Raw genomic sequence first — 25,106 nt, forward strand, 5'->3', positions numbered from 1 at the left:
GCACGGAGGGGCCCCCGGACGGATCGCCGTCCCGGGGCCCCTCCGTGTCTCCGGCGGTGCTACCGGACGTTCTTGGCGAAGTAGTCGAAGGCCTGCTTCGCCTGGTCCTGGAGGGAGGGGCCGGCCTGGTAGCCGGCCGGGTTGCGGTTGCCGACCGCGCCGACGCTGACCAGGTTGGGCTTGCCGTCCCGGATGACGAACCAGCCGCCGCCGGCGGCGCCCGCCGTCATGGTGCAGCCGATCACGTACATCGGCGGGCGGTCCCGGTCGAAGGAGAGCAGCCCGGGGGCCAGCGGGGAGTCGCAGTGCTCGAGCTCCAGGCCGTCGAACGGCCGCTCGGCCGGGTAGCCGTAGGCGGCGGTCCCGGTGATCTGGTCGCGCGGGGCGTTGAACCAGATCGGCACCGAGCCGCCGACTGTCTCCTCCAGGGACCTCCCGGAGCCGTCCTCGCCGCGCACCCGCAGGACGCCGTAGTCGTACTGGTGGTGGGCGCCGACGCCGCTCTCCTGGAGCCAGGTCGGCGAGACCAGCGCGCGCACCGCCGTCCACCGGCCGTACGGGGCGAGCAGCCGGTCGGCGTTCGCCTTGCCGTGGACCGCCTGGCCGTCCCGGTTGAAGCCGGGCACGAAGACCGGGTTCTTCAGCCAGCCGCCGCCCTTGCCGTCGTGCAGGCAGTGTGCGGCGGTGTAGACGAGGTTGCTGCGGCCCGGGTTGACCGGATCGGAGACCACGGTGGCGGAGCAGGACACGTCGCCCTGCGACGTGGTCGCGAAGAGCCGGCCGACCACCGAGCCGACCGGTCCGTACGGGTGCGGCTGCGGCTTGGCCGGCACGGCGGCGGGCGGGGCGTCCCGCTCGACGCCAGCCGCCGCGGGGGCGGTCAGCGAGTACTCCGGGGTGGGCCGGGGCCTGGCGGCGTCCATCCGGACCGCCGTCCAGGCGCCGGGCGCCGCGTCGTTGGCGAAGGCGCTCTCGGCGACGTAGCGGGCCCAGTCGTCCACCTTCCAGCCGCTCAGGTCGCCCGGGCTGGTGGGCGACGACCTGGGCAGGGCGAGGGGCGCGGTGGCGGGCCGGGCGGGGCCGTCCGGGCCGCACCCGGCCGCGCCCAGCGCGAGCGCGGCGAGCAGCGCGGCGCCGCCCGTCGCGGCCCGGCGCCGACGGCTGGTGGTTCTCGGCATGCTGACTCGTCCCCCCGTGCTGTGCTGGTGGTTCCCTACCGCCCCCCGTCGGCGGCGGCTACTTCTTGGAGATCCAGTCCAGCGCCTGCCGGGCGACCGCCTCCAGGTACGGCCCGCTCAGCGAGGTGTGCTCCTGGGTGCCGATCGAGGTGTTGCTGACCAGCGCGGTCCGGCCGTCCGGCATGGTGGCGAACCAGCCGCCGCCGCTGGCGCCCTGGGTCATGGTGCAGCCGATGGTCAGCATGGTCGGGCGCTTGGCGTCGAAGGAGAGCCGGGTGGGCTTGCCGCCGTCGCACTTGTACAGCTCCTGGCCGTCGAACGGCTTGGCGAGCGGGTAGCCGACGGCCGAGACCTTGAGCTGGTCGCGCGGTGCGTCGAACCAGACCGGGACGGCCGAACCGACCGTCTCCTCCAGGGACTTGCCGGTGTCGTTCTGGTTGTGCACGCGCATCACCGCGAAGTCGTACTGGTTGGCGGCGTCGCCGGTGCCGCCGCCCTCGACCATCCACTGCGGCGAGGTGGTGACCTGGTCGGCCCACCAGGTGCCGAGCGGGGCCAGCTCGGACAGCGGGGCCCGCTTGCCGCCGCTGGAGGCGCCGGAGTTGTTGTAGGCGGGCACGAAGACCAGGTCCTTGTAGAAGTTCCCGCCCTTGCCCTCGTGCACGCAGTGCCCGGCCGTCCAGACCAGGTTGCTCTTGCCCGGGTGCTGGGGGTCGGCGATCACCGTCGCCGAGCAGTTGCCGCGGCCGCCCTGGGCGGAGAAGAACACCTTGCCGGAGGGCTGCTTCAGGTACGGGCGGGGCACCGTCACGGCCTTGACCGCCGCGGGATCGGGGTCGGTCACGCCGTCGTCGGTGGCCGGCTTGGGTGTGGCGGGGGCGGGCTTGGCGGTGGGCGGGGCCGGGTCGGCGGGCTTGGAGTCGCCCATCTTGTCCGGGTCCCAGAAGTCCTTCACCACCGGGTTGTTGAAGACGTGCTTGGACGCCCACTTGTCCCAGTCCTCGTACTTCCACTTCTTCAGGTCGTCCCAGCTCCTGGGCAGTCCCTCCAGCAGGCTGGTCGGCAGCCCGGACGGGAGCGGGATCCCGCCGATCACGCCGCCCGAACCCGCGGCCTGGGTCGACTCGGTGGAGGGCGGCGGTGCGGGGCTCGTCCCGCCGCCCGCCGGGCCGTCCGGCCCGCAGGCGGTCACGGCGAGCAGGGTGCCCGCGGCCAGGGCGGCGGCCAGGGCTGACCGGTGGATCGTGGGCATCTGTGCGCTTCCCCCTGTGCTCGGTCGGTCGGTGCCGGTCGGTGCCGGGCCGCCCGGTGGTGTCACGGCCGGCGGTTGCGCACCGCGGTGGTGCGTGTCCGGCCGGTTCGCGGTGCGGCGGTTCGCCGCCATGGAGTCTTCCATCGCGGACGAGGACGGCGCTGCCCACCCCCCGGGTTGCGGTGCGGGCCGGAGGTCACCGATCCGTGATCCGGGCCCGCCCGGTCCGCCGACGCAGCAGGGCATCGGGCCCCGTTGGTGGACAATCCCCGATCTTCACCCTGACGAGTGAGCCGTCCTTGTGATCACCCGTCAGGGATAGGTAACCCTTACCTGACGCGACGGTGCGAGCGCCCGCCGACCCCTCCACCACAGTGCGCGTCCGCACCCCCACGCGCCCCAAGGAGCAGCCTTGAGCACCGCCGCCCTCACCGTCGCCCCGCCCGTACCGTCGCCCACCGTGGAGCGGGCCCACGGGCACGACCTCCTGCTGCACCCCGACCCGGCCGTCGCCGCCGAACAGGCCGGACTGGAGGCCCTGCTGCGCTGCTGGACCCGGGAGACCGGAGCCCGGCCCGGCCCGGACGGCCGGCTGCGGATCGCCGTCCTCGGCGGGGCCGCCCGGCTCACCGCCCCGGTCCGCTACTGGTCGCCCGGCGGCTGGCACCGCTTCGGACCCGCCACCCTCGCGGTCGGGGAGACCGGCCCGGCCGGGGACGTCCGCGAGGCCCCCGTCGACGCCGTCACCGCCGCCGCGCTGCTCGCCGCCGCGGCCGCCGAACGGCCCGACCCCGGGCAGGTCGCCGACCTGGCCGCCAGGGTCGGCGACTCGGTGGTGCGCACCGCCGAGATCCTCGCCCACCGCCGCACCGCCGCCGTGCCCGGCGGGCCGGAGCGCTCGCACTTCCTCGCCGCCGAGCAGTCCCTGCTGCTCGGCCACCCGCTGCACCCCACGCCGAAGAGCCGCGACGGCCTCGGCCCGGCCCAGAGCGCCGCCTACTCGCCCGAACTGCACGGCTCCTTCCAACTGCACTGGTACGCCGTCGACCGCGAACTGCTCGCGGCCGGCTCCGCCGTCGCCGAGAGCGCCGAACGGCTCACCGCCGGCCTGCTCGACGGCGCCGTGCCGCTGCCGCCCGGCACCGCCGCCGTCCCGCTGCACCCCTGGCAGGCCCGCGAACTCGCCCACCGCCCGGCCGTCGCCGCCCTGCTCGCCGACGGGCTGCTGCACGACCTCGGCCCGGCCGGCGACCCCTGGTACCCCACCTCCTCGGTGCGCACCGTCTACCGGCCCGGCACCCCGTGGATGCTCAAGCTCTCGCTCGGCCTGCGGATCACCAACTCCCGCCGGGAGAACCTGCGCAAGGAACTGCACCGCGGCCTGGAGATGCACCGGCTGCTGGAGAGCGGGCTGGCCGCCGAGTGGCGGGCCGCCCACCCCGGCTTCGACATCGTCCGCGACCCGGCCTGGATCGGCGTCGACCACCCCGCCCTCGGCGACCCGGGCGGCCTGGACACCGTGCTGCGCGCCCAGCCCTTCGCGCCCACCGACCGGGCGCTGTGCGTCGCCGGCCTGGTCGCCGAACAGCCGCTCGGCACCGGCGACACCGTGCCCTCCCGGCTCGGCGACACCCTGCGGGCCCTGGCCGTCCGCTGCGCCCGCCCGCTGCCGACGGTGGCCGCCGAATGGTTCCTGCGCTACCTGGACGCGGTCGTGCTGCCCATCCTCTGGCTGGACGGCCGGGGCGGCATCGCCCTGGAGGCGCACCAGCAGAACAGCCTCGTCCTGCTGGACGCCGAGGGCTGGCCCTGCGGCGGCCGCTACCGCGACAACCAGGGCTACTACTACCGGGAGAGCGCCGCCGCCCGGCTCGCCGCCCGGCTGCCCGGACTCGGCGCGGACAGCGACACCTTCCTGCCGGACGACGTGATCGACCACCACTTCGCCTACTACCTCGGCATCAACCACGTGCTCGGCCTGATCGGCGCCCTCGGCTCCCAGCGGCTCGCCGACGAGACGGTGCTGCTGGCCGCGCTGCGCCGGTTCCTGGCCGGCCCGCGGGCCGCCGCCACCGGCTCGGCGCTGCCCGCGCTGCTGCTGGACGCGCCCGCGCTGCCCTGCAAGGCCAACCTGCTCACCCGGGTCAACGGCATGGACGAACTGGTCGGCCCGGTCGCCAGCCAGTCCGTGTACGTGGACATCCCCAACCCGGTGGCGGGTGCCTGATGACGGACGACGGGTGCCGGGTGCCGGACGGCCTGTCCGGGTGGGGCGCCGTCCCCACCCCGGCCGGCGAGTTCCGGCTCGGCCCGGTCCGGCTGCCCGCCGACCTGGCGCTGCTCGCCGGGTGGATGAACGACCCCGAGGTCGACGCCTTCTGGGAGCTCGCCGGGCCGCCGGAGGTCACCGAACGGCACGTCCGGGCCCAACTGGACGGCGACGGCCGCAGCCTCCCGTGCCTCGGCCTGCTCGACGGCGAGCCGATGAGCTACTGGGAGGTCTACCGCGCCGACCTCGACCCGCTCGCCGCGCACTACCCGGCCCGGCCGTACGACACCGGCGTGCACCTGCTGCTCGGCCCCGCCGCCAGCCGCGGCCGCGGCCTGGGCGCCGTCCTGCTGGCCGCCCTCGCAGAATTGATTCTCCGCCGGAATCCGCGCTGCGAACGGGTGGTGGCCGAGCCGGACGTCCGCAACCGGCGGTCCGTCCGGGCCTTCGAACGGGCCGGATTCCGGGCCGCCGCCGAACTCGACCTGCCCGACAAGCGCGCCGCCCTGATGGTCCGCGACCGGGCCGACGGGCCCGCCGCGCAGGCCCAACTCCCCGCCTAGGACGACCCTGTGGACACCTCGACACCCCCTCCGTACGACCTGCTCGGCGTCGGCATCGGCCCGTTCAACCTCTCGCTCGCCGCACTCGCCGAACCCGTCCCCGGCCTGCGCACGCTCTTCTGCGACCAGCGCCCGGAGTTCCGCTGGCACCCCGGGATGCTGGTCGACGGGGCCCGGATGCAGGTGCCGTTCCTCGCCGACCTGGTCTCCCTGGTCGACCCGACCAGCCCGTGGTCCTTCCTCAACTACCTGCGCGACCAGGACCGGCTGTTCCCGTTCTACTTCGCCGAGCGCTTCCAGCTGCCGCGCCGCGAGTACGACCACTACTGCCGCTGGGCCGCCGAGCGGCTGGCCAACTGCCGCTTCGGCACCGAGGTCACCGCCCTGCACTGGGAGGCACCCTGGTACCGCGCCGAACTGACCGACACCGCGACCGGCCGGCGCTTCGAGGCCAGGGCCCGCAACCTCGCCCTCGGCGTCGGCACCCGGCCGGTGCTGCCCGAGGCCTTCGCCGCGCTGGCCGGCCACCCGCGGGCCTTCCACTCCGCCGAGTACCTGGACCGCCGCGCCGACCTGGCCGGCGCCCGCGACATCACCGTCGTCGGCAGCGGGCAGTCCGGCGCCGAGGTCTTCCTCGACCTGCTCCGGCGCCACGAGGGCGACGACGTCCGGCTGCGCTGGCTCACCCGGACCAGGGCGCTCGCCCCCATGGAGTACTCCAAGCTCGGCCTGGAGCACTTCACCCCCGACTACACCCGCTACTTCCACGGCCTGCCCGCGGCCGTCCGGGACGCGCTGGTCACCGCCCAGTGGCAGCTGCACAAGGCCGCCAGCGCCGAGACCCTCGCCGAGATCCACGACGACCTCTACGAGCGCACCATCGGCCGCCCGATCGACGCCGCCCCGGTCGAGATCACCCCCGGCACCGCCGTCTCCGCCGCCCGCCCCGGCCCCTGCGGCGGCCTCGAACTGCACTGCCGGCACACCGACTCCGGCGCCGAACACCTGCTGCGCACCGACGCCGTGGTGCTCGCCACCGGCTACCGGGCGGCCCGCCCGGCCGCGCTCGAACCGCTCGCCGAACTGATCGACTGGGACGAGGCCGGGCGCTACCGGGTCGACCAGGACCACCGGGTCGCCACCCGGCCCGGACTCACCGGCGGGCTGTACGTCCAGAACGCCGAACTCCACACCCACGGCGTCGGCACCCCCGACCTCGGACTCGGCGCCCACCGGGCCGCCGTGATCCTCAACGCCGTCACCGGGCGCACCGTCCACCGGCTGCCCGGCCGCACCGCCTGGACCGGCTTCGCGCCGCCCGGCCCCGCCGGGCCCGCCGACCAGCCCACCTCCGCCGGTCCCGTAGAACAGCCCACCCCCGCCGGTCCCGTGGAACAGCCCACCCCCGCCGTCCCCCGCCCCCAGGAGTTGACCCGTGCCGCAACCGTCGGCCGCTGAACCGCCGCTCCACCTGCCCCCGCACCTCACCGCCGGGCACTGGCAGCGGGCCGGCCGCGCCCTGCTGGCCAAGATGCTGGGCGAGTTCGCCTACGAGGAACTGCTCCGACCCGTCCCCGGCGACGAGCCCGGCGAGTACCGGCTGGAGCTGCCCGAGGCCGAGTACCGCTTCACCGCCCGGCGCGGCTCCTACGACAGCTGGCAGGTCGACCCGGAGTCCGTCCGCTGCTCCCGCCCGGACGGCCTGGACCCGCTGCGCTTCCTCCCGTACGCCCGGCAGACCCTCGGCCTGCGCGGCGAGACCACCGGCCACCTGATCCGCGAGCTCTCCGCCACCCTCACCGCCGACGCCCGCCAGCTCGCCACCGCGCTGACCGCCGCCGAACTCGCCGACCTCGACCACGCCGCGCTGGAGGGGCGGCAGACCGGCCACCCCTGGATCGTCCCCAACAAGGGCCGGATCGGCTTCTCCGCCGCCGACGCCGCCCGCTGGGCCCCGGAGGCCCGCAGCCCGCGCCCGCTGCCGTGGATCGCCGTGCACCGCCGGCTCGCCGAGTACCGCGGCGTGCCCGGCCTGGAGCGGCCCGAGCAGCTGTACGCCCGCGAGCTCGACGACGTGGACGCGCTGCGCGCCGCGCTCGGCCCGGACGCCGAGGACTACCTGCTGCTGCCCGTCCACCCCTGGCAGTGGGACGAGACGGTCCTGCCGCTGTTCGCGCCCTGGATCGCCTCCGGCGAGATCGTCCCGCTGCCCTCGGACGGCGACCCACGGCTGCCCCAGCAGTCCATCCGCTCCTTCTTCAACACCGCCCACCCCGAGCGCTGCACCGTCAAGCTGCCGCTGTCCATCCTCAACACCCTGGTCTGGCGCGGCCTGCCGGTCGAGCGCACGCTGGCCGCGCCCGCCGTCACCGCCTGGCTGCTCGGACTGCGCGACGCCGACCCGTACCTGCGCGACGAGTGCCGGGTGATCCTGCTCGGCGAGATCGCCTCCGTCACCGTCGACCACCCGCTCTACCGCGAGCTGCCCGAGGCGCCGTACCAGTACAAGGAACTGCTCGGCGCGATCTGGCGCCAGCCGCTCGGCCCCTTCCTGGACGGCGGCGAGCGCGCCCGCACCCTGGCCTCGCTGCTGCAGACCGGCTCCGACGGGCGGGCGCTCGCCGCCGAGCTGATCGACCGCTCCGGCCTGCTCCCCGGCGACTGGACCGCCCGGCTGTTCGCCGCGATGATGCCGCCGCTGCTGCACTTCCTCTACCGCTACGGGCTGGTCTTCTCCCCGCACGGCGAGAACGCCATCGTGGTCTTCGACCCCACCGACGCGCCGGTCCGGCTCGCGGTCAAGGACTTCGTGGACGACGTCAACCTCAGCGCCCAGGACCTGCCCGAACTGCGCGGCCTGCCCGACGAGGTGGCCGAGGTGCTGCTGCGGGAGAGCCCGCAGGGGCTCTGCCAGTTCATCCACTCCGGGCTGTTCATCGGCGTCTTCCGCTTCCTCGCCCCGCTGCTGGAGGCGCAGACCGGACTGCCCGAGACCGAGTTCTGGGCCCTGCTGCGCGCCGAGGTGCTGCGCTACCAGGACCGCTTCCCCGAGCTGCGCGAGCGCTTCGAGCTGTTCGACCTGTTCCGCCCCCGGATCGACCGGCTCTGCCTCAACCGCAACCGGCTGCTGATGGACGGCTACCAGGACCGCCCGCACCGCCCGCACGCCGCCCGGTACGGGACGGTGCCGAACGCGCTGGTCGCCGTGGACGTGCGGATGCCCGGGCAACGGGACCGGATTGTCACCCCCGCCCCGTAGGCTGGGAGGGTCATGACGAACGACTCCGAATCCCACGACTCCGAATCCCAGCGGGCGGCAGTCCTCGGCGACGAGGCCGAGGAAGCCGTCGCCGTCCCGCGCTCGCGGATCCCCGAACTGCTGCACGCCGCGGTGGCGGCCGTCGGCGGTGTGGAGCGCCCCGGCCAGGTCCGGATGGCCGAGGCCGTGGCCGACGCCGTCGACCACGCCGAGCACCTGCTCGTCCAGGCCGGCACCGGCACCGGGAAGTCCCTGGCCTACCTGGTGCCCGCGCTCGCCCACGGCGACCGGGTGGTGGTCGCCACCGCCACCCTGGCGCTGCAACGCCAGCTGGTGGAGCGGGACTTGCCGCGCACCGTCGAGGCGATGCACCCGGTGCTGCGCCGCCGCCCGCTGTTCGCGATGCTCAAGGGCCGCTCCAACTACCTCTGCCTGCACCGGGCCAACGAAGGCACCCCGAGCGACGAGGGCGAGGGCCTGTTCGACCCGGTGGACGCGCTCGGCGGGCCCACCGGGAAGCTCGGGAAGGACGTGCTGCGGCTGCGCGACTGGGCCGACGAGACCGACACCGGGGACCGCGACGACCTCAGCCCCGGCGTCTCCGACAAGGCCTGGGCCCAGCTCTCTGTCACCTCCAAGGAGTGCCTGGGCGCCACCCGCTGCCCGTACGGCCAGGAGTGCTTCGCGGAGAAGGCGCGGGAGCGGGCCAAGCTGGCGGACGTCGTGGTCACCAACCACGCGATGCTCGCGATCGACGCGATCGAGGGCGCGCCGGTGCTGCCCGAGCACGGGCTGCTGATCGTGGACGAGGCGCACGAGCTGGTCAACCGGGTCACCGGCGCGGCCACCGCCGAGCTGACCGTCGGCGCCGTCAACCGGGCGGTGAAGCGGGCCGCGCGGCTGGCCAACGAGAAGGCGGTGGACGCGCTCCAGGCCGCCGCCGAGAACTACCACGGCCTGATGGAGACCGCCCAGCCCGGCCGGGTCGAGGAGCTGCCCGAGTACCTCGCGTACGCGGTCACCGCGATCCGGGACGCCTCCCGCCAGGTGATCACCTCGCTCGGCGAGACCAGGGACAAGGGGCTCAGCGACGAGGACGCCGTCCGCAAGCAGGCGATGGCCTCGGCCGAGGCGCTGCACGAGACGGCCGAGCGGCTGCTGGAGGACTCCGAGTACGACGTGGTCTGGATCGAGCGCAGCGACCGCTACGGGCTGGGCACCGCCTCGCTGCGGGTCGCCCCGCTGAGCGTCTCCGGGCTGCTGCGCGAGGGGCTGTACAAGGAGCGCTCGGTCGTCCTCACCTCGGCCACGCTCAAGCTCGGCGGGGACTTCAACGGCGTCGCCGCCTCGGTCGGCCTGCCCTCCGAGACGCGGCTGCCGGACGTCCGCACCGCCGGGGACAACCCGGACGCCGAGGCGGGCTTCGGCGAGGACGCGGTGCCGCACTGGCGCGGGATCGACGTCGGCTCGCCGTTCAAGTACCCCAAGCAGGGCATCCTGTACGTCGCCAAGCACCTGGCCGACCCCGGGCGCGATCCCGAACGGCCCGACATGCTGGACGAGTTGGCCGAGCTGATCGGCGCGGCCGGCGGGCGCACGCTGGGCCTGTTCTCCTCGATGCGCGGCGCCCAGACGGCCGCCGAGGCGATGCGCGAGCGGCTGGACCACCGCGTCCTGCTCCAGGGCGAGGACACCCTCGGCGAGCTGATCCGGGAGTTCGCCTCGGACGCGACGACCTGCCTGTTCGGCACGCTCTCGCTCTGGCAGGGCGTGGACGTGCCCGGCTCGGCCTGCCAGCTGGTCGTGATGGACCGGATCCCGTTCCCCCGGCCGGACGACCCGCTGATGAGCGCCCGCCAGAAGGACGTCGAACAGCGCGGCGGGAACGGCTTCATGGCCGTCGCGGCGACCCACGCGGCGCTGCTGATGGCGCAGGGCGCGGGCCGGCTGGTGCGCGCGGCCGACGACCGGGGCGTGGTCGCGGTGCTGGACCCGCGGGTGGAGACCAAGCGGTACGGGAGCTTCTTCCGCTCCTCGATGCCGGAGTTCTGGTACACCACGGACCGCAACCAGGTGCGCCGCTCGCTGGCGTCGATCGACGCCTCGGCGGCGCCGGTGCGGCCGGTGGTGAAGCGGGGCTGAGGGCCCCGGCCGCCCGGCCCGTGGAACGCCGGAGGGGCTCCCCGCACTGTGCGGAGGAGCCCCTTCCCGGTGTGTGGTGGTGCGGTGCGTGCTGGTGCGTGTTGCTGTGCGCGCCGAGGCGGCGCGGGTGCGCTCAGAGGCGCACGGGGCCGCCCAGGGGCGGCGCAGGACCGCTCAGAGGCGGCGCAGGACCGCGACGACCTTGCCCAGGATGGTCGCGTTGTCGCCGTTGATCGGCTCGTACGCCGGGTTGTGCGGCATCAGCCAGATCCGGCCGTCCTCGCGCTTGAGCCGCTTCACGGTGGCCTCGCCGTCGATCATCGCGGCCACGATGTCGCCGTTCTCGGCGACCGGCTGGCGCCGCACGGTGACCCAGTCGCCGTCACAGATGGCCGCCTCGATCATCGAGTCGCCGCGCACGGTGAGCGCGAACAGCTCGCCCTCGCCGACCAGCTGGCGGGGCAGCGGGAAGACGTCCTCGACCGTCTGCTCGGCCAGGATCGGCCCGCCGGCGGCGATCCGGCCGACCAGCGGGACGTAGGAGGTGGAGGGCCGGCCGGCCGTCTCGGCGGTGTTCGGACGGGCCACCTCGACGCCGCGGACCTCGTAGGCGCGCGGGCGGTGCGGATCCCGGCGCAGGAAGCCCTTGCGCTCCAGGGCCATCAGCTGGTGGGCGACCGAGGAGGTGCTGGACAGGCCCACGGCCTGGCCGATCTCCCGCATGGACGGCGGGTAGCCGCGGCGCTGGACGGAATCCCGGATGACCTCGATCACCCGGCGCTGGCGCTCGGTGAGACCGGCCTCGTCGGTGCGGATGCCGGGGGGGCGACCGGGCATCGCCCGGGCGGGGGAGGTGTGGGAGTCGTCCATGGCGGTGGAGTGTTCGATCGGCTGGTCGGGAACGCGGGTCGCCCCGGAAAGGGCCGCGCCGGAGAGGCGGTGGTCTTCGCTACGGTCCATGCTGCTGTCCACACCCTGCTGATTCGTGGTGCGCTGCCCCACCTTGAACTGGGAGTGTTCCTGCACCGGGATGGTGTTGCTTTCGATCGTGTTCACGGCGGCCCCTCTCGACGGCTGTCCTCTCCCCTTTTCCAGCCCAACGCGCCTCCTATCGAAAGGTTGCGCCAAACACACGTTCGAGTGAATTATTCGGGAGTTGACTGACTCGATCAAGGCTTTGTTGTACATCGAGTAAATGTTCGAGCGAAACTCGCCCCCGGCAGTCTAATCGGGCCCCTCGCGACATCGACACGCCAAGGCGCTCACCTCCCCCAGACTCCTAGATGTAGTGGCTACAGTCCTCTCCGTGCCCAGTACTAGTGGTCGCCCCGCATGATCAGCTTGCCGAGGCCGGGGGCGCATCGCATAGACTCAACAGGTCCGAACGTTCTGCCAGGGAGGGATCCCGAGGTGCACTGCCCCTTCTGCCGGCACTCCGACAGCCGTGTTGTCGACAGCCGGACCACCGAGGACGGCAGCTGCATCCGCCGTCGTCGGCAGTGCCCGGACTGCGGACGCCGCTTCACCACGGTGGAGACGGCCGCGCTGATGGTCATCAAGCGCAGCGGCGTCACCGAGCCGTTCTCCCGGCAGAAGGTCATCACCGGCGTCCGCAAGGCCTGCCAGGGCCGCCCGGTCACCGAGGACGCGCTCGCCCAGCTCGGCCAGCGGGTCGAGGAGTGCGTGCGCGCCAGCGGCAGCGCCGAGCTGACCACCCACGACGTGGGGCTGGCCATACTCGGCCCGCTCAAGGAACTCGACGTGGTCGCCTACCTGCGCTTCGCCTCCGTGTACCAGGCGTACGACGGACTGGAAGACTTCGAGGCCGCCATCGCGGAGCTCCGCGCAGAACGGCCCCGCACCCCCGAGGCGGACGACACCTGCGTGTCCGTGTCCGCCGCCGCGCCCTAGGAGGCGCCGGGCCCCTCGCGGGCCCAGCCACCCGCACCACCACGGCCCCGCGGGGCCCACGCGTGCCCGAAATCGGGGCACAGAACACTACAAACCGTGCGTAAGCAGGCAGGGTTCCTGCCTGCCCGCACACCGGAAGAACGAACCAGCAGTGCCCGGACTTTTCAGGGCACTTCGGGCGTTTGCCCAGGAGGAGGAGCGAGAAGTGACAGACACCACGAGCGGTTCCGCACGCGGGTCGAAGTCCGAGAAGGCCGCGGCCAAGGGCGCCAAGGCCCCGAAGGGCGGTCTCCGGATGGAGCGCATCTACACCACTCCTGGCGTGCACCCGTACGACGAGGTCCGCTGGGAGCGGCGGGACGTCGTCATGACCAACTGGCGTGACGGCTCGATCAACTTTGAGCAGCGCGGCGTCGAGTTCCCCGACTTCTGGTCGGTCAACGCCGTCAACATCGTCACGTCCAAGTACTTCCGCGGCGCCGTCGGCACCCCCCAGCGCGAGTGGAGCCTCAAGCAGATCATCGACCGCGTGGTGCTCACCTACCGCGCCGCTGGCGAGAAGCACGGCTACTTCGCCTCCAAGGACGACGCCGAGATCTTCGAGCACGAGCTGACCCACGCCCTCCTCCACCAGGTGTTCAGCTTCAACTCGCCGGTCTGGTTCAACGTCGGCACCAAGCAGCCCCAGCAGGTCAGCGCCTGCTTCATCCTGTCCGTCGACGACTCCATGGACTCGATCCTCGACTGGTACAAGGAAGAGGGCATGATCTTCAAGGGCGGCTCCGGCGCCGGCCTGAACCTCTCCCGGATCCGCTCCTCCAAGGAACTGCTCTCCTCCGGCGGCAACGCCTCCGGCCCGGTCTCCTTCATGCGCGGCGCCGACGCCTCGGCCGGCACCATCAAGTCCGGTGGCGCCACCCGCCGCGCGGCCAAGATGGTCGTGCTCGACGTGGACCACCCGGACGTCGAGGCCTTCATCGAGACCAAGGTGAAGGAGGAGGAGAAGATCCGCGCCCTGCGCGACGCGGGCTTCGACATGGACCTCGGCGGGGACGACATCACCTCCGTCCAGTACCAGAACGCCAACAACTCGGTCCGCGTCAACGACGAATTCATGACCGCCGTCGAGAACGGCACCGAATTCGGCCTGCGCGCCCGGATGACCGGCGAGGTCATCGAGACCGTCGACGCGAAGAAGCTGTTCCGCAAGATGGCCGAGGCCGCCTGGGCCTGCGCCGACCCCGGCATCCAGTACGACACCACGATCAACCACTGGCACACCTGCCCGGAGTCCGGCCGCATCAACGCGTCCAACCCCTGCTCCGAGTACATGCACCTGGACAACTCCAGCTGCAACCTCGCCTCGCTGAACCTGATGAAGTTCCTGCGCGACGACGACTCCTTCGACGCGGCGACCTTCGCCAAGGTCGTCGAGCTGGTCATCACCGCGATGGACATCTCCATCTGCTTCGCGGACTTCCCCACCGAGAAGATCGGCGAGACCACCCGCGCCTACCGCCAGCTCGGCATCGGCTACGCCAACCTCGGTGCCCTGCTGATGGCCACCGGCCACGCCTACGACAGCGAGGGCGGCCGCGCCCTGGCCGGCGCCATCACCTCGCTGATGACCGGCACCGCCTACCGCCGCGGCGCCGAACTCGCCGGCGTGGTCGGCCCGTACGACGGCTACGCCCGCAACGCGGCCCCGCACCAGCAGGTCATGAAGCAGCACGCCGACGCCTCGCTGGACGCCGTCTCCCACGACGACCTGGACGCCCCGGTCTGGCTGGCCGCCAACAAGTCCTGGCAGGACGTGCTCCGCCTCGGCGCCCAGAACGGCTTCCGCAACGCCCAGGCCTCGGTGCTCGCCCCGACCGGCACCATCGGCCTGATGATGGACTGCGACACCACCGGCGTCGAGCCCGACCTGGCCCTGGTCAAGTTCAAGAAGCTGGTCGGCGGCGGCTCGATGCAGATCGTCAACGGCACCGTCCCGCGCGCCCTCAAGCGCCTCGGCTACCAGGACGAGCAGATCGAGGCGGTCGTCGCCCACATCGCCGAGCACGGCAACGTGGTGGACGCCCCGGGCCTGAAGCCGGAGCACTACGAGGTGTTCGACTGCGCGATGGGCGAGCGCTCCATCTCGCCGATGGGGCACGTGCGGATGATGGCCGCGATCCAGCCCTGGATCTCCGGCGCCATCTCCAAGACCGTGAACATGCCGGCCGCCGCGACCGTCGAGGACGTCGAGGAGATCTACTTCGAGGCGTGGAAGATGGGCGTCAAGGCGCTCGCCATCTACCGCGAAAACTCGAAGGTCGGCCAGCCGCTCTCGGCCAAGAAGAAGGACTCCGAGGAGAAGACCGAGGCGGCCGCCCCGGTCACCCCGGCCGCCGTGGTCGAGAAGGTCGTCGAGTACCGCCCGGTCCGCAAGCGCCTGCCCAAGGGCCGTCCGGGCATCACCACCTCCTTCACGGTCGGTGGCGCCGAGGGCTACATGACCGCCAACTCCTACCCGGACGACGGCCTGGGCGAGGTCTTCCTGAAGATGTCCAAGCAGGGCTCGACCCTCGCGGGCATGATGGACGCCTTCTCCATCGCCGTCTCGGTCGGCCTCCAGTACGGCGTGCCGCTGGAGACCTACGTCTCGAAGTTCACCAACATGCGCTTCGAGCCGGCCGGCCTGACCGACGACCCGGACGTGCGGATGGCGCAGTCGATCGTCGACTACATCTTCCGCCGCCTGGCGCTCGACTTCCTGCCGTTCGAGACCCGCTCGGCGCTCGGCATCCACTCCGTCGAGGAGCGCCAGCGCCACCTGGAGACGGGCTCGTACGAGCCGCTGGAGGCCGAGGAGCTCGACACCGAGTCGCTCGCCCAGTCCGCCCCCGTCGCCGCCAAGCCGGCCGCCGTCCCGGCCCCGGCCCCCGTCGTCGTCGAGGCACCCAAGGCGACCCCGAAGCAGGCCCACAACTCCACGGAGCTGATGGAGATCCAGCTCGGCCTCAACGCCGACGCCCCGCTCTGCTTCTCCTGCGGCACCAAGATGCGCCGCGCCGGCAGCTGCTACCTCTGCGAGGGCTGCGGCTCCACCAGCGGCTGCAGCTGACCGCGCCCGACCCCGGTGGTCGCCTCCTGAGGTGAACCCCTGAAGCGGGGCGAGGACCTTCAAACGGTCCTCGCCCCGCTTTTTCGTGTGCCCTCGTCCGAGTGTCCGGGCATGCCGATGTCACGTTCGGGGGCGGTGTCCGGTCTGTAGGGGGTGACGGGGTTCCTCTGGGAAGGAGTGGCGCGGTGGTGGGAACGGTGCTGGTGACCGGGGCGACGGGGACGTTGGGGCGGGAGGTGGTGCGGCTGCTGGTGGCGCGCGGGGTGGCGGTGCGGGGGCTGAGCCGGCAGGTGCGGGACGGGGGCGACGGGGTCGAGTGGGTGGTCGGGGACCTGGTCGGCGGGGCCGGGGTTGCGGAGGCGATGGCCGGGGTCGAGGTGGTGGTGGACTGCGCGACCACGCAGAGGAAGGCGGACGTGGCCGGGGTCCGGACGCTGGTGGCCCGGGCCCGGGAGGCCGGGGTGCGGCACCTGGTGTACGTGTCGATCGTCGGGATCGACCGGGTGCCGTTCGCGTACTACGCGACGAAGCTCGCCTGCGAGCGGGTGGTGCGGGAGTCGGGGCTGGGCTGGACGGTGCTGCGGGCGACGCAGTTCCACGACCTGGTGCTGAAGGTCTTCGACGCCTCCGTGAAGCTGCCGGTCCTCCCGGTGCTGAGCGGGGTGGCGTGCCAGCCGGTGGACGTACGGGAGGTGGCCGCGGCGGTCGCGGACCTGGCGGGGGAGGAGCCCGCCGGCTTCGCCCCGGAGGTCGGCGGCCCGCAGGTGCGTTCGTACCGGGAGCTGGCCGAGGCCTACCTGCGGGCGGCGGGCAGGCGCCGGTTGCTGCTGCCGCTGCCCCTCCCGGGAGCGACCGGCCGCGGACTGCGGGCGGGCGGCAATCTGACGCCGGATCGGGCGGTGGGCAGGGGGACCTTCGAGGAGGCACTGGAGCGACGGTTCGGCGGCCGCTGAGGTCGGCGGCCGCCGGCACAGGGCGGGCGCCCGGGGTGTGAGGCGTGGTGCTCGGGTGGGCGTCGGGGCGTCGTCGTGTGGTGTGGGCGGCGTGAAGGTAGGAGATTGGCCGTCAACTGGCCGCTTGAGGCCTATGTCTGAATCGATATGATCGGCCGAAAGCGTGAACCGATCAGACGCCCGGAGACGTTTCGCTACGTCGCCGGGCGGACTGGTATGCGCCCGACCAGCTGTCGGCGGCCGCAACCGTCGCCGACCCGCCGCCCGCGCCGCCGCCCGCCGACGTTGCCGAGGACCGCACCGATGAGAGAAGCCACCAGCCCCGACGGCCGATCGCGCCGACGGCCCGCGCCGCGCACCGTCGCCCTGACCGCGGCCGCCGTGCTGCTGGCGCTGGTCGCCGCGCCGGTCGGCGTGGCCAGGGCGCTCGGCGCGCACCAGCCGCTCACCGCCCTCGCGGTGGGCGCCGTCACGGTGCTCTGGCTGATCGCCGTCGGCCTCGCGGCGGCCGGGGTCGAGCGCTCCCGCGGGCTGGCCGAGGACCTGGCCGCGCAGCACGAGGAGACCCGGGCGGCGCTGGTCGCCGCGGGCACGGCCCGGCAGGCCGAGACGGCCGCCGCCGACCGCGCCGCCGCCGCGCTCGCCGAGCGGGACGCCGCCCGCGCCGGGCAGGCCCGGGCCGAGGCCGACGTCACCACCGCGCACGCCGAGCTGGCCCGGCTGCGGGCCGAACTCGACGCCGAGCGGGCCGGGGCGGAGGCGGAGCGGACCCGGGTCGAGGCCGAGCGCGCCGAGCTGGCCCGGATCACCGAGGGCGTGCTGCCCGAGGTGGTGGCGAAGCTGCGGGCCGGCGCGGCGGTGGACAGTGCGCTGGCCGTCCACCGCAAGCACCCCCAGTACCCGCTGCTGCGTGCCGTCGGCGAGGAGATCGGCCGCGGCGAGCGGCTGCGGGCCGCCGCGCTCGCGGTGTGCGCGACCGCCGCCGGGCGGGTCCAGGCGCTGGCCACGAGCATGCACGCCGAGCTGCGCGAGATGCAGCACCGGCACGACGAGGAGGTCCTCGGCGACCTGCTGAGCCTGGACCACTCGACCGCCCAGGCGGGCCGGATGGCCGACAGCATCGCGGTGCTCACCGGCGCCCGCTCGGGCCGCCGTTGGGCCAAGCCGATCGCGGTGGAGTCGGTGCTGCGCGGTGCGCTCGGCCGGATCGGCGCCTACCAGCGGGTGCGGCTGCACAACGCCAGCACCGCCGCGGTCGCCGGGTACGCGGCCGAGGGCGTGATGCACGCGCTGGCCGAACTGCTGGACAACGCCACCAACTTCTCCGCCCCGCCGGCTGAGGTGCACGTCTACGTCGAGGAGGTGCCCGCCGGGCTGGCGGTCACCGTCGAGGACAGCGGCCTGGGCCTGAGCGACAGTTGGCTGCGCCGGGCCGAACGGGCCGTCTCCGCCGAACCGCTGGACCTCACCACGCTCTCCGCGGGTACCCGCCTGGGGCTGGCGGTGGTCGGCGTGTTGGCACGCAAGCACGGGCTGCAGATCTCCTTCCGGCCCTCGGCGCGCGGCGGCACCGGCGTGGTGATGCTGATCCCGCATCAGCTGGTCACCCACCCGGCGCCGGCCGCGGCCCCGGCGCCCGTCCAGGTGTCCGTACCGGTACAGGCGTCGCCCGCGGAGACCGCGCGCCCCGCGCTCACCTCGGCGCGCCCCGCCCCGGCCTCCCTGCCTCCGGCGCCCTCCGCGCAGCGGACCCGCGTCGGGGCGCAGGCCGCGGCCGGGACGCGGACCGCCACCGCGCCCGCGCTGCCGGCCGCGCCCGTCCGGACGACCGACAGCGGCCTGCCGCAGCGCCGCCGCGGACAGACGCTGGCCACCGCCGCCCCCGCGACGGACCGGGCGGCGAAGCCCGCCGGCACCGACGCGGCGGGTGCGGCCGGCCGGTTCGGTGCGTTTCGCCGGGCCGCCGCCCGTCCGGTGGCGGCCGGGCGGCCTGCCGCCGGGGCTCCGACCGAGGGCCCCGCCGGGACGCCGGTCACGGACCCTGCCGGGGCTCCGACCATCGACTCTGCCGGGCCGCCGGCCACCGACCCTTCCGGGGTGCCGACCACAGCCCCCGACACCACGCCCGACGCTTCCCCCGTCACCGAGAAGGACACCTGATGAGCAGTGCCACCGACCGTGACCTCGACTGGCTGTTGGAGAACCTGCTGGCGGCGACCCCCGGCACCCGGCACGCCCTGGTGCTCTCCGCCGACGGCCTCAAGCTCTGCCACACCGCCGGACTGAGCACCGACCAGGCCGACCAGCTGGCCGCCATCGCCTCCGGTCTGCAGAGCCTGGCGCACGGCGCCTCGATCGAGTTCGGCGACGGCAGCGGCGGCGTGCGGCAGTCGATGACCGAGTTCCACGGCGGCATCCTGTGCATCGTGGCGGCCGGCGAGGGCGCGCACCTGGCGGTGGTCACGGACGACGACGCGGACGTCGGCGTGGTCGGCCACAACATGCACGGCCTGATCGAGCAGATCGGGGTCCACCTCAGCGCGCCCGCCCGGGCGGCGGAAGGCGAGGCCGCGCAAGAGAGCGCGGTCATATGAGCGCGCGGAGCGAGCGGACGGTCGAAGGGGTCGCGGGGGTCGCGGGGGTCGACGCCCCCGCCGCGCGGAGCGAGGTGGGCGCATGAGTCCGGGGCCGGTGCTTCCGGGGCGCGACGACGACCCGGACCGCCTCTACACCATCACCCGGGGCCGCAGCCGTTCCCCGGAGAACGCCTTCGACCTGGTGACCCTGATCGTCGCCGAGCGGCAGCCGGCGCCCGGGATGCAGTCGGAGCACGCCCGGATCCTGCGGATGTGCGAGGCCCCGACCGCCGTGGTGGAGGTGGCGGCGGAACTGGCGCTGCCCGTCTCGGTGGTGAAGATCCTGCTCGGCGACCTGCTGGAGTCCGGGGCGGTCACCGCCCGCCACCCCCGGTTCGCGCCGAACAAGGCCCGGCTGCCCGACCTCGACACGCTGAAGCAGGTGCTGCATGGCCTTCAACAGCTCTGACGTCTCGGCCGCCGGCGGCGTCCGGACCGCCGTGGAGGCCCGGCCCGTTGCCGATGTCCGGGCCGCTGCTGACGTCCGGCCCGCCGGTGCGCGCACCCCGCTGCGGGCGACGGCCGACAACGCGCTGAAGATCGTCGTGGTCGGCGGCTTCGGCGTGGGCAAGACCACCCTGGTCGGCTCGGTCAGCGAGATCCGCCCGCTGAACACCGAAGAGGTGATGACCAAGGCGGGCGAGGGCATCGACCCGGCCGGCGCCTGGGGCAAGCGCTCCACCACGGTCGCCTTCGACTTCGGCCGGATCACCCTTTCCGAGCGGCAGGTGCTGTACCTGTTCGGCGCGCCCGGGCAGGAACGTTTCTGGTTCCTCTGGGACCGCCTGTTCAGCGGCGCCCTGGGCGCGGTCGTCCTGGTGGACACCCGGCGCCTGGAGGACTCCTGGTACGCCATCGACCGGCTGGAGCACCACGGCACGCCGTTCATCGTGGCCCGCAACAACTTCGGCGAGCCGGGCCACACCCTGGAGCAGGTCCGCGAGGCGCTGGACCTGCCGGCCGAGGTGCCGCTGGTGGACTGCGACGCGCGCGACCGCGAGTCCGGCAAGCGGGTGCTGATCGCCCTGGTCCACCACCTGGCCGCCTTGGCCGGGGCCGACGAGGCCGCCCTGGCCGGTGCCGACGGAGGCGTCCCGGCCGCTGCCGCCGGGGAGGACGAGACGGCCCCCGCCGCGCGGCCAGCCCCGGCCGGGCCCCGCACCGCGATCTACGAGGAGAGCACCCCGTGACCGAGCCCGCCGCCACCCCGCCCCCGGGCTGCCCGGCGCACGCCGGCGCCACGCCGCTGTACGGGCCGCGCTTCCAGACCGACCCGTCCCAGCTCTACCGCGAGCTGCGCGCCGCGCACGGCCCGGTCGCCCCGGTCGAGCTGGCCGGCGGCGTGCCCGCCTGGCTGGTCATCGGCTACCGCGAGCTCCAGCAGGTGGCCGGTCGGCCGCAGCTGTTCGGCCGCGACTCCAGCCGCTGGCACGCCTGGGCGACGCTGCCCGCCGACTGGCCGCTGAAGCCGATGATGGCGCCCGTCCCCTCGATCCTTTACGCCGAGGGCGAGGAGCACGTCCGGCGTTCGCGCGCGGTCACCGACGCGCTGGCCGGGATCGACCCGTACGAGCTGCGCAAGCACGCGGAGGAGATCGCCGACGGCCTGATCGACGAGTTCGCCGGGCGCGGCGAGGCCGACCTGGTCGCCGAGTACGCGCACCGGATGCCGCTGCTGGTGCTGTGCCGGGTGCTCGGCCTGGACGAGGAGCAGGCGCCGCAGTTGATCGCGGCGCTGCTGGCCATGCTGGACGGCGGCCCGGACGCGCCGGCCGGCGCCCAACGGCTGCTGGAGCTGATGCTCGCGCTGGTCGAGGAGAAGGCCGAGTACCCGGGCGCCGACATCGCCTCGCGGATGCTGGCGCACCCGGCCGGGCTGACCCACGACGAGGTGATGCGCGACCTGCGGGTGCTGCTGATCGCCGGCCACCAGCCGAGCTCGTACTGGATCTCCAACACGCTGCGGCTGATGCTCACCGACGAGCGGTTCGCGGCCTCGCTGGCCGGCGGCCGGCGCAGCATCAGCCAGGCGCTGAACGAGGCGCTCTGGGAGGACACCCCGACCCAGATCTTCGCCGGACGCTGGGCGGTCCGCGACACCCAGGTGGGCGGCCAGCGGATCGGCGAGGGGGACATGGTCCTGCTCGGCATCGCCGGGGCCAACGCCGACCCGGCCGTCCGGCAGCCGGACGGCCGCCCGGCGGAGGGCAACCGGGCGCACCTGAGCTACTCGTACGGCGAGCACGGCTGCCCGTTCCCGGCACAGGAGGCGGCCGAGGTGATCGCCACCACCGCGATCGAGGTGCTGCTCGACCGGCTGCCGGACCTGCGGCTGGCGGTGGCCGAGCACGCGCTGGTGTGGCGGCCGTCGGCCTGGGTGCGCGGGCTGGTGGCGCTGCCGGTCTCGTTCACCCCCGGCCACCCGGCCTGATCCACCCGCACCCGCCGTTCGAAAGAGCCGCGAAACCCCTCGAACGCCCTCGAAACCTCCGAAGGCTTCGGCTGTTTTCGAACGGCTTCGAAAGGCTTCGAAAGGCTTCGAGAGAGCTTCTCCAGAGCTTCGAAAGAGAGACGTCGATGACCGCTGCTCCGGCCCGAATCGCCCTCGACCCGCTGGCCCGCGACAACGCGGCCGAGGGCGCCCTGCTGCGGGCCGCCGGCCCGGTGGTGCCGGTCGAGCTGCCCGGCGGGGTCGCCGCCTGGGCGGTGACGCGGCACGCCGCCGCACGTGACCTGCTCACGGACGCCCGGCTCGTGAAGGACGCCGCGCACTGGGCGGCCTACCAGCGCGGCGAGGTCCCGAAGACCTGGCCGCTGATCGGCCTGGCGGTGCCCGGCCCGAGCATGGTGACCACCGACGGGGCCGAGCACCGCCGGCTTCGGGCACTGGTCGCGCAGGCCTTCACCCCGCGCCGGGTGGAGCTGATGCGTCCGCGCGTCGAGGAGATCACCCATGCGCTGCTGGACGCCCTGGCGGCGGGCGAGCCGCTGGTGGACCTCAAGACGGCCTTCGCCTTCCCGCTGCCGATGACGGTGATCTGCTCGCTGCTGGGCGTACCGGAGTCGGACCACGGCCTGCTGCGCGACCTGTACGAGCGGTTCTTCGGCATCAAGCCGAACCCGGAGGGCATCCAGGCGACCGTCGCCGGGCTGAACGCCTTCGTCAACGGCCTGGTGGCGCAGCGCCGTTCGGCTCCCGGCGAGGACCTGGCGAGCGTGCTGCTGGCGGCCGACACGGAGGGCGGGGCGCTGAGCGACGCGGAGGCGGCGGCCACCCTGCGGGTGATCATCGCGGCCGGCCACGAGACGACGGTGAACCTGATCGGCAACGCGGTGCGGGCCCTGCTGGCCCACCCGGACCAGCTGGAACTGGTGCGTTCGGGACAGGTGTCCTGGGACGCGGTGGTGGAGGAGTCGCTCCGCTGGACGCCGCCGACCAGCAACTTCCTGTTCCGGTTCGCCGCCGAGCCCGTACCGGTCGGCGAGGTGGTGATCCCGGCCGGCGAACCGGTGCTGGTCTCGTACAACGCGATCGGCCGCGACCCGCTCCAGCACGGGGTGACCGCCGAGGTCTTCGACATCACCCGGGACCCGTCCCGCCACCTGTCCTTCGGCCACGGCCCGCACGTCTGCCCGGGCTCCCCGCTGGCCCGGCTGGAGGCGGGGGTCGCGCTGCCCGCGCTGTTCGAGCGCTTCCCGGGGCTGTCGCTCGCGGTGCCGGACGCGGACCTGCGGCCGAGCCCCTCGCTGGTGGTCAACAGCCTGCTGGAGCTGCCGGTCCGGCTCTTCTGACGTTCGGTCATATCGCAAGGCCCCGGCTGGATTTGCGGCGGATGTGCGGTTGGACGTCCGGCTGAACGTCCGGTCGGGGCCTTCGGCTTCCGGTCGCGGGTCACGGTCGGGACACCGGCTTGTGAAGGTCGAACGGGGACCTTGGCGGGGGGCGGCGGCTGCGTTAACGTCTTCGATCAGTCCGGCCGCCGTCCGCTCGTGATCCCGCTCGTGATCCCGCTCCGCGAATCCGTTCCGCGATTCCGTTCCCGTGAACCTGTCCGCGATCCCCGTGTAGGCCCATCTCCGGTACAGCGCAATGTCGTTCAGCCCACCGTCGGCAGCATGCCCTGGCGAGGAGAACCGCATTGATCCTCAACCCGACCGCGCCGCAATCGAGTTCCCGCCGCCGTCTGGCCGCCGTGCCCGTCCTGGTGGCGGCACTGGCGCTGACCGCGGCCTGCTCCAACAGCTCCGGCGGTTCGGGTGGCGGCGGAGGCGGATCGGCCGCCTCGCTGTCCGGCGACTGCGCCAGGTACCAGCCGTACGCCGGACACTCGGGCACCACCGTGACGATGTTCGCCTCGATCCTGAGCCCGGAGTCGGACAACCTGGAGAAGTCCTGGGCCGAGTTCAGCAAGTGCACCGGGATCAGGATCAGCTACGAGGGCTCGAACGACTTCGAGTCCCAGCTGCCGGTCCGGGTCTCCGGCGGCAACGCCCCGGACTTCGCGATCATCCCGCAACCGGGCCTGCTGGCGCAGATGGTGAAGAGCGGCAAGGTGGTGAAGCCGCCCGCCCAGACCGTTGCCAACCAGGACAAGTGGAGCCCGATCTGGAAGACGTACGGCTCGGTCAACGGCACCTACTACGCGGCCCCGATGAGCGCCAACATGAAGTCCCTGGTCTGGTACTCGCCGAAGGCCTTCACGGCGGCCGGCTACGACGTGCCCAAGACCTGGACCGACCTGATGGCGCTCAGCGACCGGATCGCCAAGGCCGGCGGCGCCAAGCCGTGGTGCGGCGGCATCGCCTCCGGGACGGCCACCGGCTGGCCGGCCACCGACTGGCTGGAGGAGGTGGTGCTCGGCTCGTACGGCGGCGAGGTGTACGACCAGTGGGTCGGCCACCAGGTAAAGTTCTCCGACCAGAAGATCACCACCGCGATGAAGACGGTCGCCGACTGGATGCAGAACCCGGCCTGGGTCAACGCGGGCTTCGGTGACGTGAAGTCGATCGCCACCACCACCTTCCAGGACGCGGGCACGCCGATCCTGAGCGGCAAGTGCCTGATGCTCCAGCAGGCCTCCTTCTACGAGGCGCAGTGGCCCAAGGGCACCAAGGTCGGCCCGGACCGGGACGTCTTCGCCTTCCACCTGCCCGCGGTGAACCCGTCGGTCGCCAACCCGGTCGAGGGCGGCGGCGAGTTCCTGGCGGCCTTCTCCGGGCGGCCCGAGGTGCAGGCGGTGCAGAACTACCTGTCCAGCTCGGACTGGGCGAGCAGCCGGGTGAAGACCGCGAGCGGCTGGGTCTCGGCCAACCAGGGCGTGGACAAGAGCCTCTACACCGACCCGATCGACAAGCTGTCAGCCGAGGCGCTGACGGACCCGTCGGCCACCTTCCGCTTCGACGGCTCCGACCTGATGCCGGCCGCCGTGGGCGCCGGGCAGGAGTGGAAGTCACTGACCGCCTGGTTCGCCGAGGGTCAGTCGATCCAGAAGACCGCCGCCGACATCGACGCCGCCTGGCCGCAGTAGCCGGGCCGTCCGTCCTGCTCGGTTCCGGGACTGGTTCCGGGGCTGGTCTCGGAGCCGGAACCGGAGTTGGAGTCGGAGTTGGACCCGGAGTTGGCCCTGGCCCCGGTTTCGGTCCTGGGCCCGGCGCCGGCCTCCGGGGCCGACACCGAGGAGCCGGTTCCCGGGGGTCGGGCACACCGAGGACCACCTGTCGAGGGCGGTGCGGGGCCACCCACCCCCCCCCCCCCCCCCCCCAACCCCCCCCACCCCAAGGAATCGCCGCCCACTCCGGCAAACCCATAGACGCACCCCACCCCCCATACGCGG

Annotated in this window: 18 protein-coding genes; 15 read left to right on the top strand and 3 right to left on the bottom strand. The window is 73.5% G+C overall.

Annotated elements, in window-relative coordinates:
- Nucleotides 1-59 precede the first annotated feature (59 nt).
- Both ACFU7Z_RS10825 and ACFU7Z_RS10830 read right to left on the bottom strand, forming a co-directional pair.
- Complete coding sequence (locus ACFU7Z_RS10825; protein WP_380777285.1) at nt 60-1,178, bottom strand: trypsin-like serine peptidase; 1,119 nt, start codon at nt 1,176-1,178, stop codon at nt 60-62.
- 58 nt (nt 1,179-1,236) lie between these two features.
- Nucleotides 1,237-2,430: a serine protease gene (locus ACFU7Z_RS10830; protein WP_049658939.1), complete on the bottom strand. Its 1,194-nt coding sequence runs from the start codon at nt 2,428-2,430 to the stop codon at nt 1,237-1,239.
- A 412-nt stretch (nt 2,431-2,842) separates the two neighbouring features.
- On the opposite strand from ACFU7Z_RS10830, the gene ACFU7Z_RS10835 reads away from it, so the two are divergent.
- Genes ACFU7Z_RS10835 through ACFU7Z_RS10855 form a run of 5 tightly spaced genes read left to right on the top strand, consistent with a single transcriptional unit; the run spans nt 2,843 to nt 10,663 of the window.
- Entirely contained in the window at nt 2,843-4,657 is a 1,815-nt protein-coding gene (locus ACFU7Z_RS10835) for an IucA/IucC family protein (RefSeq protein WP_074005688.1), read from the top strand.
- Nucleotides 4,549-5,262, top strand: coding sequence for a GNAT family N-acetyltransferase (locus tag ACFU7Z_RS10840; protein ID WP_375876206.1), 714 nt, complete (start codon nt 4,549-4,551; stop codon nt 5,260-5,262). The genes ACFU7Z_RS10835 and ACFU7Z_RS10840 overlap by 109 nt, the downstream gene beginning before the upstream one ends.
- Before the next feature lie 9 nt (nt 5,263-5,271).
- Nucleotides 5,272-6,720: a lysine N(6)-hydroxylase/L-ornithine N(5)-oxygenase family protein gene (locus ACFU7Z_RS10845; RefSeq protein ID WP_380777286.1), complete on the top strand. Its 1,449-nt coding sequence runs from the start codon at nt 5,272-5,274 to the stop codon at nt 6,718-6,720.
- The gene (locus ACFU7Z_RS10850) at nt 6,698-8,521 is read left to right on the top strand and encodes an IucA/IucC family protein (protein WP_375876200.1); all 1,824 of its coding nucleotides are present in this window, start codon (nt 6,698-6,700) and stop codon (nt 8,519-8,521) included. The genes ACFU7Z_RS10845 and ACFU7Z_RS10850 overlap by 23 nt, the downstream gene beginning before the upstream one ends.
- A 12-nt stretch (nt 8,522-8,533) precedes the next feature.
- Nucleotides 8,534-10,663: an ATP-dependent DNA helicase gene (locus tag ACFU7Z_RS10855; protein ID WP_079272798.1), complete on the top strand. Its 2,130-nt coding sequence runs from the start codon at nt 8,534-8,536 to the stop codon at nt 10,661-10,663.
- A gap of 174 nt (nt 10,664-10,837) precedes the next feature.
- On the opposite strand, the gene lexA is transcribed toward ACFU7Z_RS10855, so the two are convergent.
- Nucleotides 10,838-11,719, bottom strand: coding sequence for a transcriptional repressor LexA (gene lexA / locus ACFU7Z_RS10860; protein ID WP_310593172.1), 882 nt, complete (start codon nt 11,717-11,719; stop codon nt 10,838-10,840).
- A 354-nt stretch (nt 11,720-12,073) separates the two neighbouring features.
- On the opposite strand from lexA, the gene nrdR reads away from it, so the two are divergent.
- The 10 genes from nrdR (at nt 12,074) to ACFU7Z_RS10910 (ending at nt 24,800) form a co-directional block, all read left to right on the top strand.
- Nucleotides 12,074-12,574 carry a transcriptional regulator NrdR gene (gene nrdR / locus ACFU7Z_RS10865; RefSeq protein ID WP_049653458.1) on the top strand — a complete coding sequence of 167 codons (501 nt, stop codon included), beginning with the start codon at nt 12,074-12,076 and terminating at the stop codon, nt 12,572-12,574.
- 205 nt (nt 12,575-12,779) lie between these two features.
- Complete coding sequence (locus ACFU7Z_RS10870) at nt 12,780-15,683, top strand: vitamin B12-dependent ribonucleotide reductase (RefSeq protein ID WP_117489717.1); 2,904 nt, start codon at nt 12,780-12,782, stop codon at nt 15,681-15,683.
- A gap of 185 nt (nt 15,684-15,868) precedes the next feature.
- On the top strand, nt 15,869-16,636 hold the full coding sequence (locus tag ACFU7Z_RS10875; RefSeq protein ID WP_380777287.1) for an SDR family oxidoreductase: 768 nt from the start codon (nt 15,869-15,871) through the stop codon (nt 16,634-16,636).
- Between the two features lie 303 nt (nt 16,637-16,939).
- On the top strand, nt 16,940-18,796 hold the full coding sequence (locus tag ACFU7Z_RS10880) for an ATP-binding protein (RefSeq protein ID WP_380777289.1): 1,857 nt from the start codon (nt 16,940-16,942) through the stop codon (nt 18,794-18,796).
- The gene (locus tag ACFU7Z_RS10885) at nt 18,796-19,230 is read left to right on the top strand and encodes a roadblock/LC7 domain-containing protein (protein WP_049653112.1); all 435 of its coding nucleotides are present in this window, start codon (nt 18,796-18,798) and stop codon (nt 19,228-19,230) included. The genes ACFU7Z_RS10880 and ACFU7Z_RS10885 overlap by 1 nt, the downstream gene beginning before the upstream one ends.
- A gap of 82 nt (nt 19,231-19,312) precedes the next feature.
- Nucleotides 19,313-19,681, top strand: coding sequence for a DUF742 domain-containing protein (locus ACFU7Z_RS10890; RefSeq protein WP_049653110.1), 369 nt, complete (start codon nt 19,313-19,315; stop codon nt 19,679-19,681).
- A gap of 31 nt (nt 19,682-19,712) precedes the next feature.
- Nucleotides 19,713-20,462, top strand: coding sequence for an ATP/GTP-binding protein (locus ACFU7Z_RS10895; RefSeq protein WP_380777295.1), 750 nt, complete (start codon nt 19,713-19,715; stop codon nt 20,460-20,462).
- The gene (locus ACFU7Z_RS10900) at nt 20,459-21,703 is read left to right on the top strand and encodes a cytochrome P450 (RefSeq protein ID WP_380777291.1); all 1,245 of its coding nucleotides are present in this window, start codon (nt 20,459-20,461) and stop codon (nt 21,701-21,703) included. Before ACFU7Z_RS10895 ends, ACFU7Z_RS10900 begins: the two co-directional genes overlap by 4 nt.
- A 146-nt stretch (nt 21,704-21,849) precedes the next feature.
- Nucleotides 21,850-23,064 carry a cytochrome P450 gene (locus tag ACFU7Z_RS10905; protein ID WP_380777293.1) on the top strand — a complete coding sequence of 405 codons (1,215 nt, stop codon included), beginning with the start codon at nt 21,850-21,852 and terminating at the stop codon, nt 23,062-23,064.
- A gap of 347 nt (nt 23,065-23,411) precedes the next feature.
- The gene (locus ACFU7Z_RS10910; protein ID WP_380777294.1) at nt 23,412-24,800 is read left to right on the top strand and encodes an ABC transporter substrate-binding protein; all 1,389 of its coding nucleotides are present in this window, start codon (nt 23,412-23,414) and stop codon (nt 24,798-24,800) included.
- Nucleotides 24,801-25,106: the final 306 nt, after the last annotated feature.

The sequence above is a fragment of the Kitasatospora sp. NPDC057518 genome, from assembly GCF_042802075.1.
Taxonomy (GTDB): Bacteria; Actinomycetota; Actinomycetes; order Streptomycetales; family Streptomycetaceae; genus Kitasatospora.

Bases quoted from the DNA above. Each gene is read 5' to 3' on its own strand.
- ACFU7Z_RS10885 (WP_049653112.1), top strand. From the start codon at position 18,796: ATGAGCAGTGCCACCGACCGTGACCTCGACTGGCTGTTGGAGAACCTG.
- ACFU7Z_RS10855 (WP_079272798.1), top strand. From the start codon at position 8,534: ATGACGAACGACTCCGAATCCCACGACTCCGAATCCCAGCGGGCGGCA.
- ACFU7Z_RS10880 (WP_380777289.1), top strand. From the start codon at position 16,940: ATGAGAGAAGCCACCAGCCCCGACGGCCGATCGCGCCGACGGCCCGCG.
- ACFU7Z_RS10830 (WP_049658939.1), bottom strand. From the start codon at position 2,430: ATGCCCACGATCCACCGGTCAGCCCTGGCCGCCGCCCTGGCCGCGGGC.
- ACFU7Z_RS10825 (WP_380777285.1), bottom strand. From the start codon at position 1,178: ATGCCGAGAACCACCAGCCGTCGGCGCCGGGCCGCGACGGGCGGCGCC.
- ACFU7Z_RS10890 (WP_049653110.1), top strand. From the start codon at position 19,313: ATGAGTCCGGGGCCGGTGCTTCCGGGGCGCGACGACGACCCGGACCGC.
- ACFU7Z_RS10905 (WP_380777293.1), top strand. From the start codon at position 21,850: ATGACCGCTGCTCCGGCCCGAATCGCCCTCGACCCGCTGGCCCGCGAC.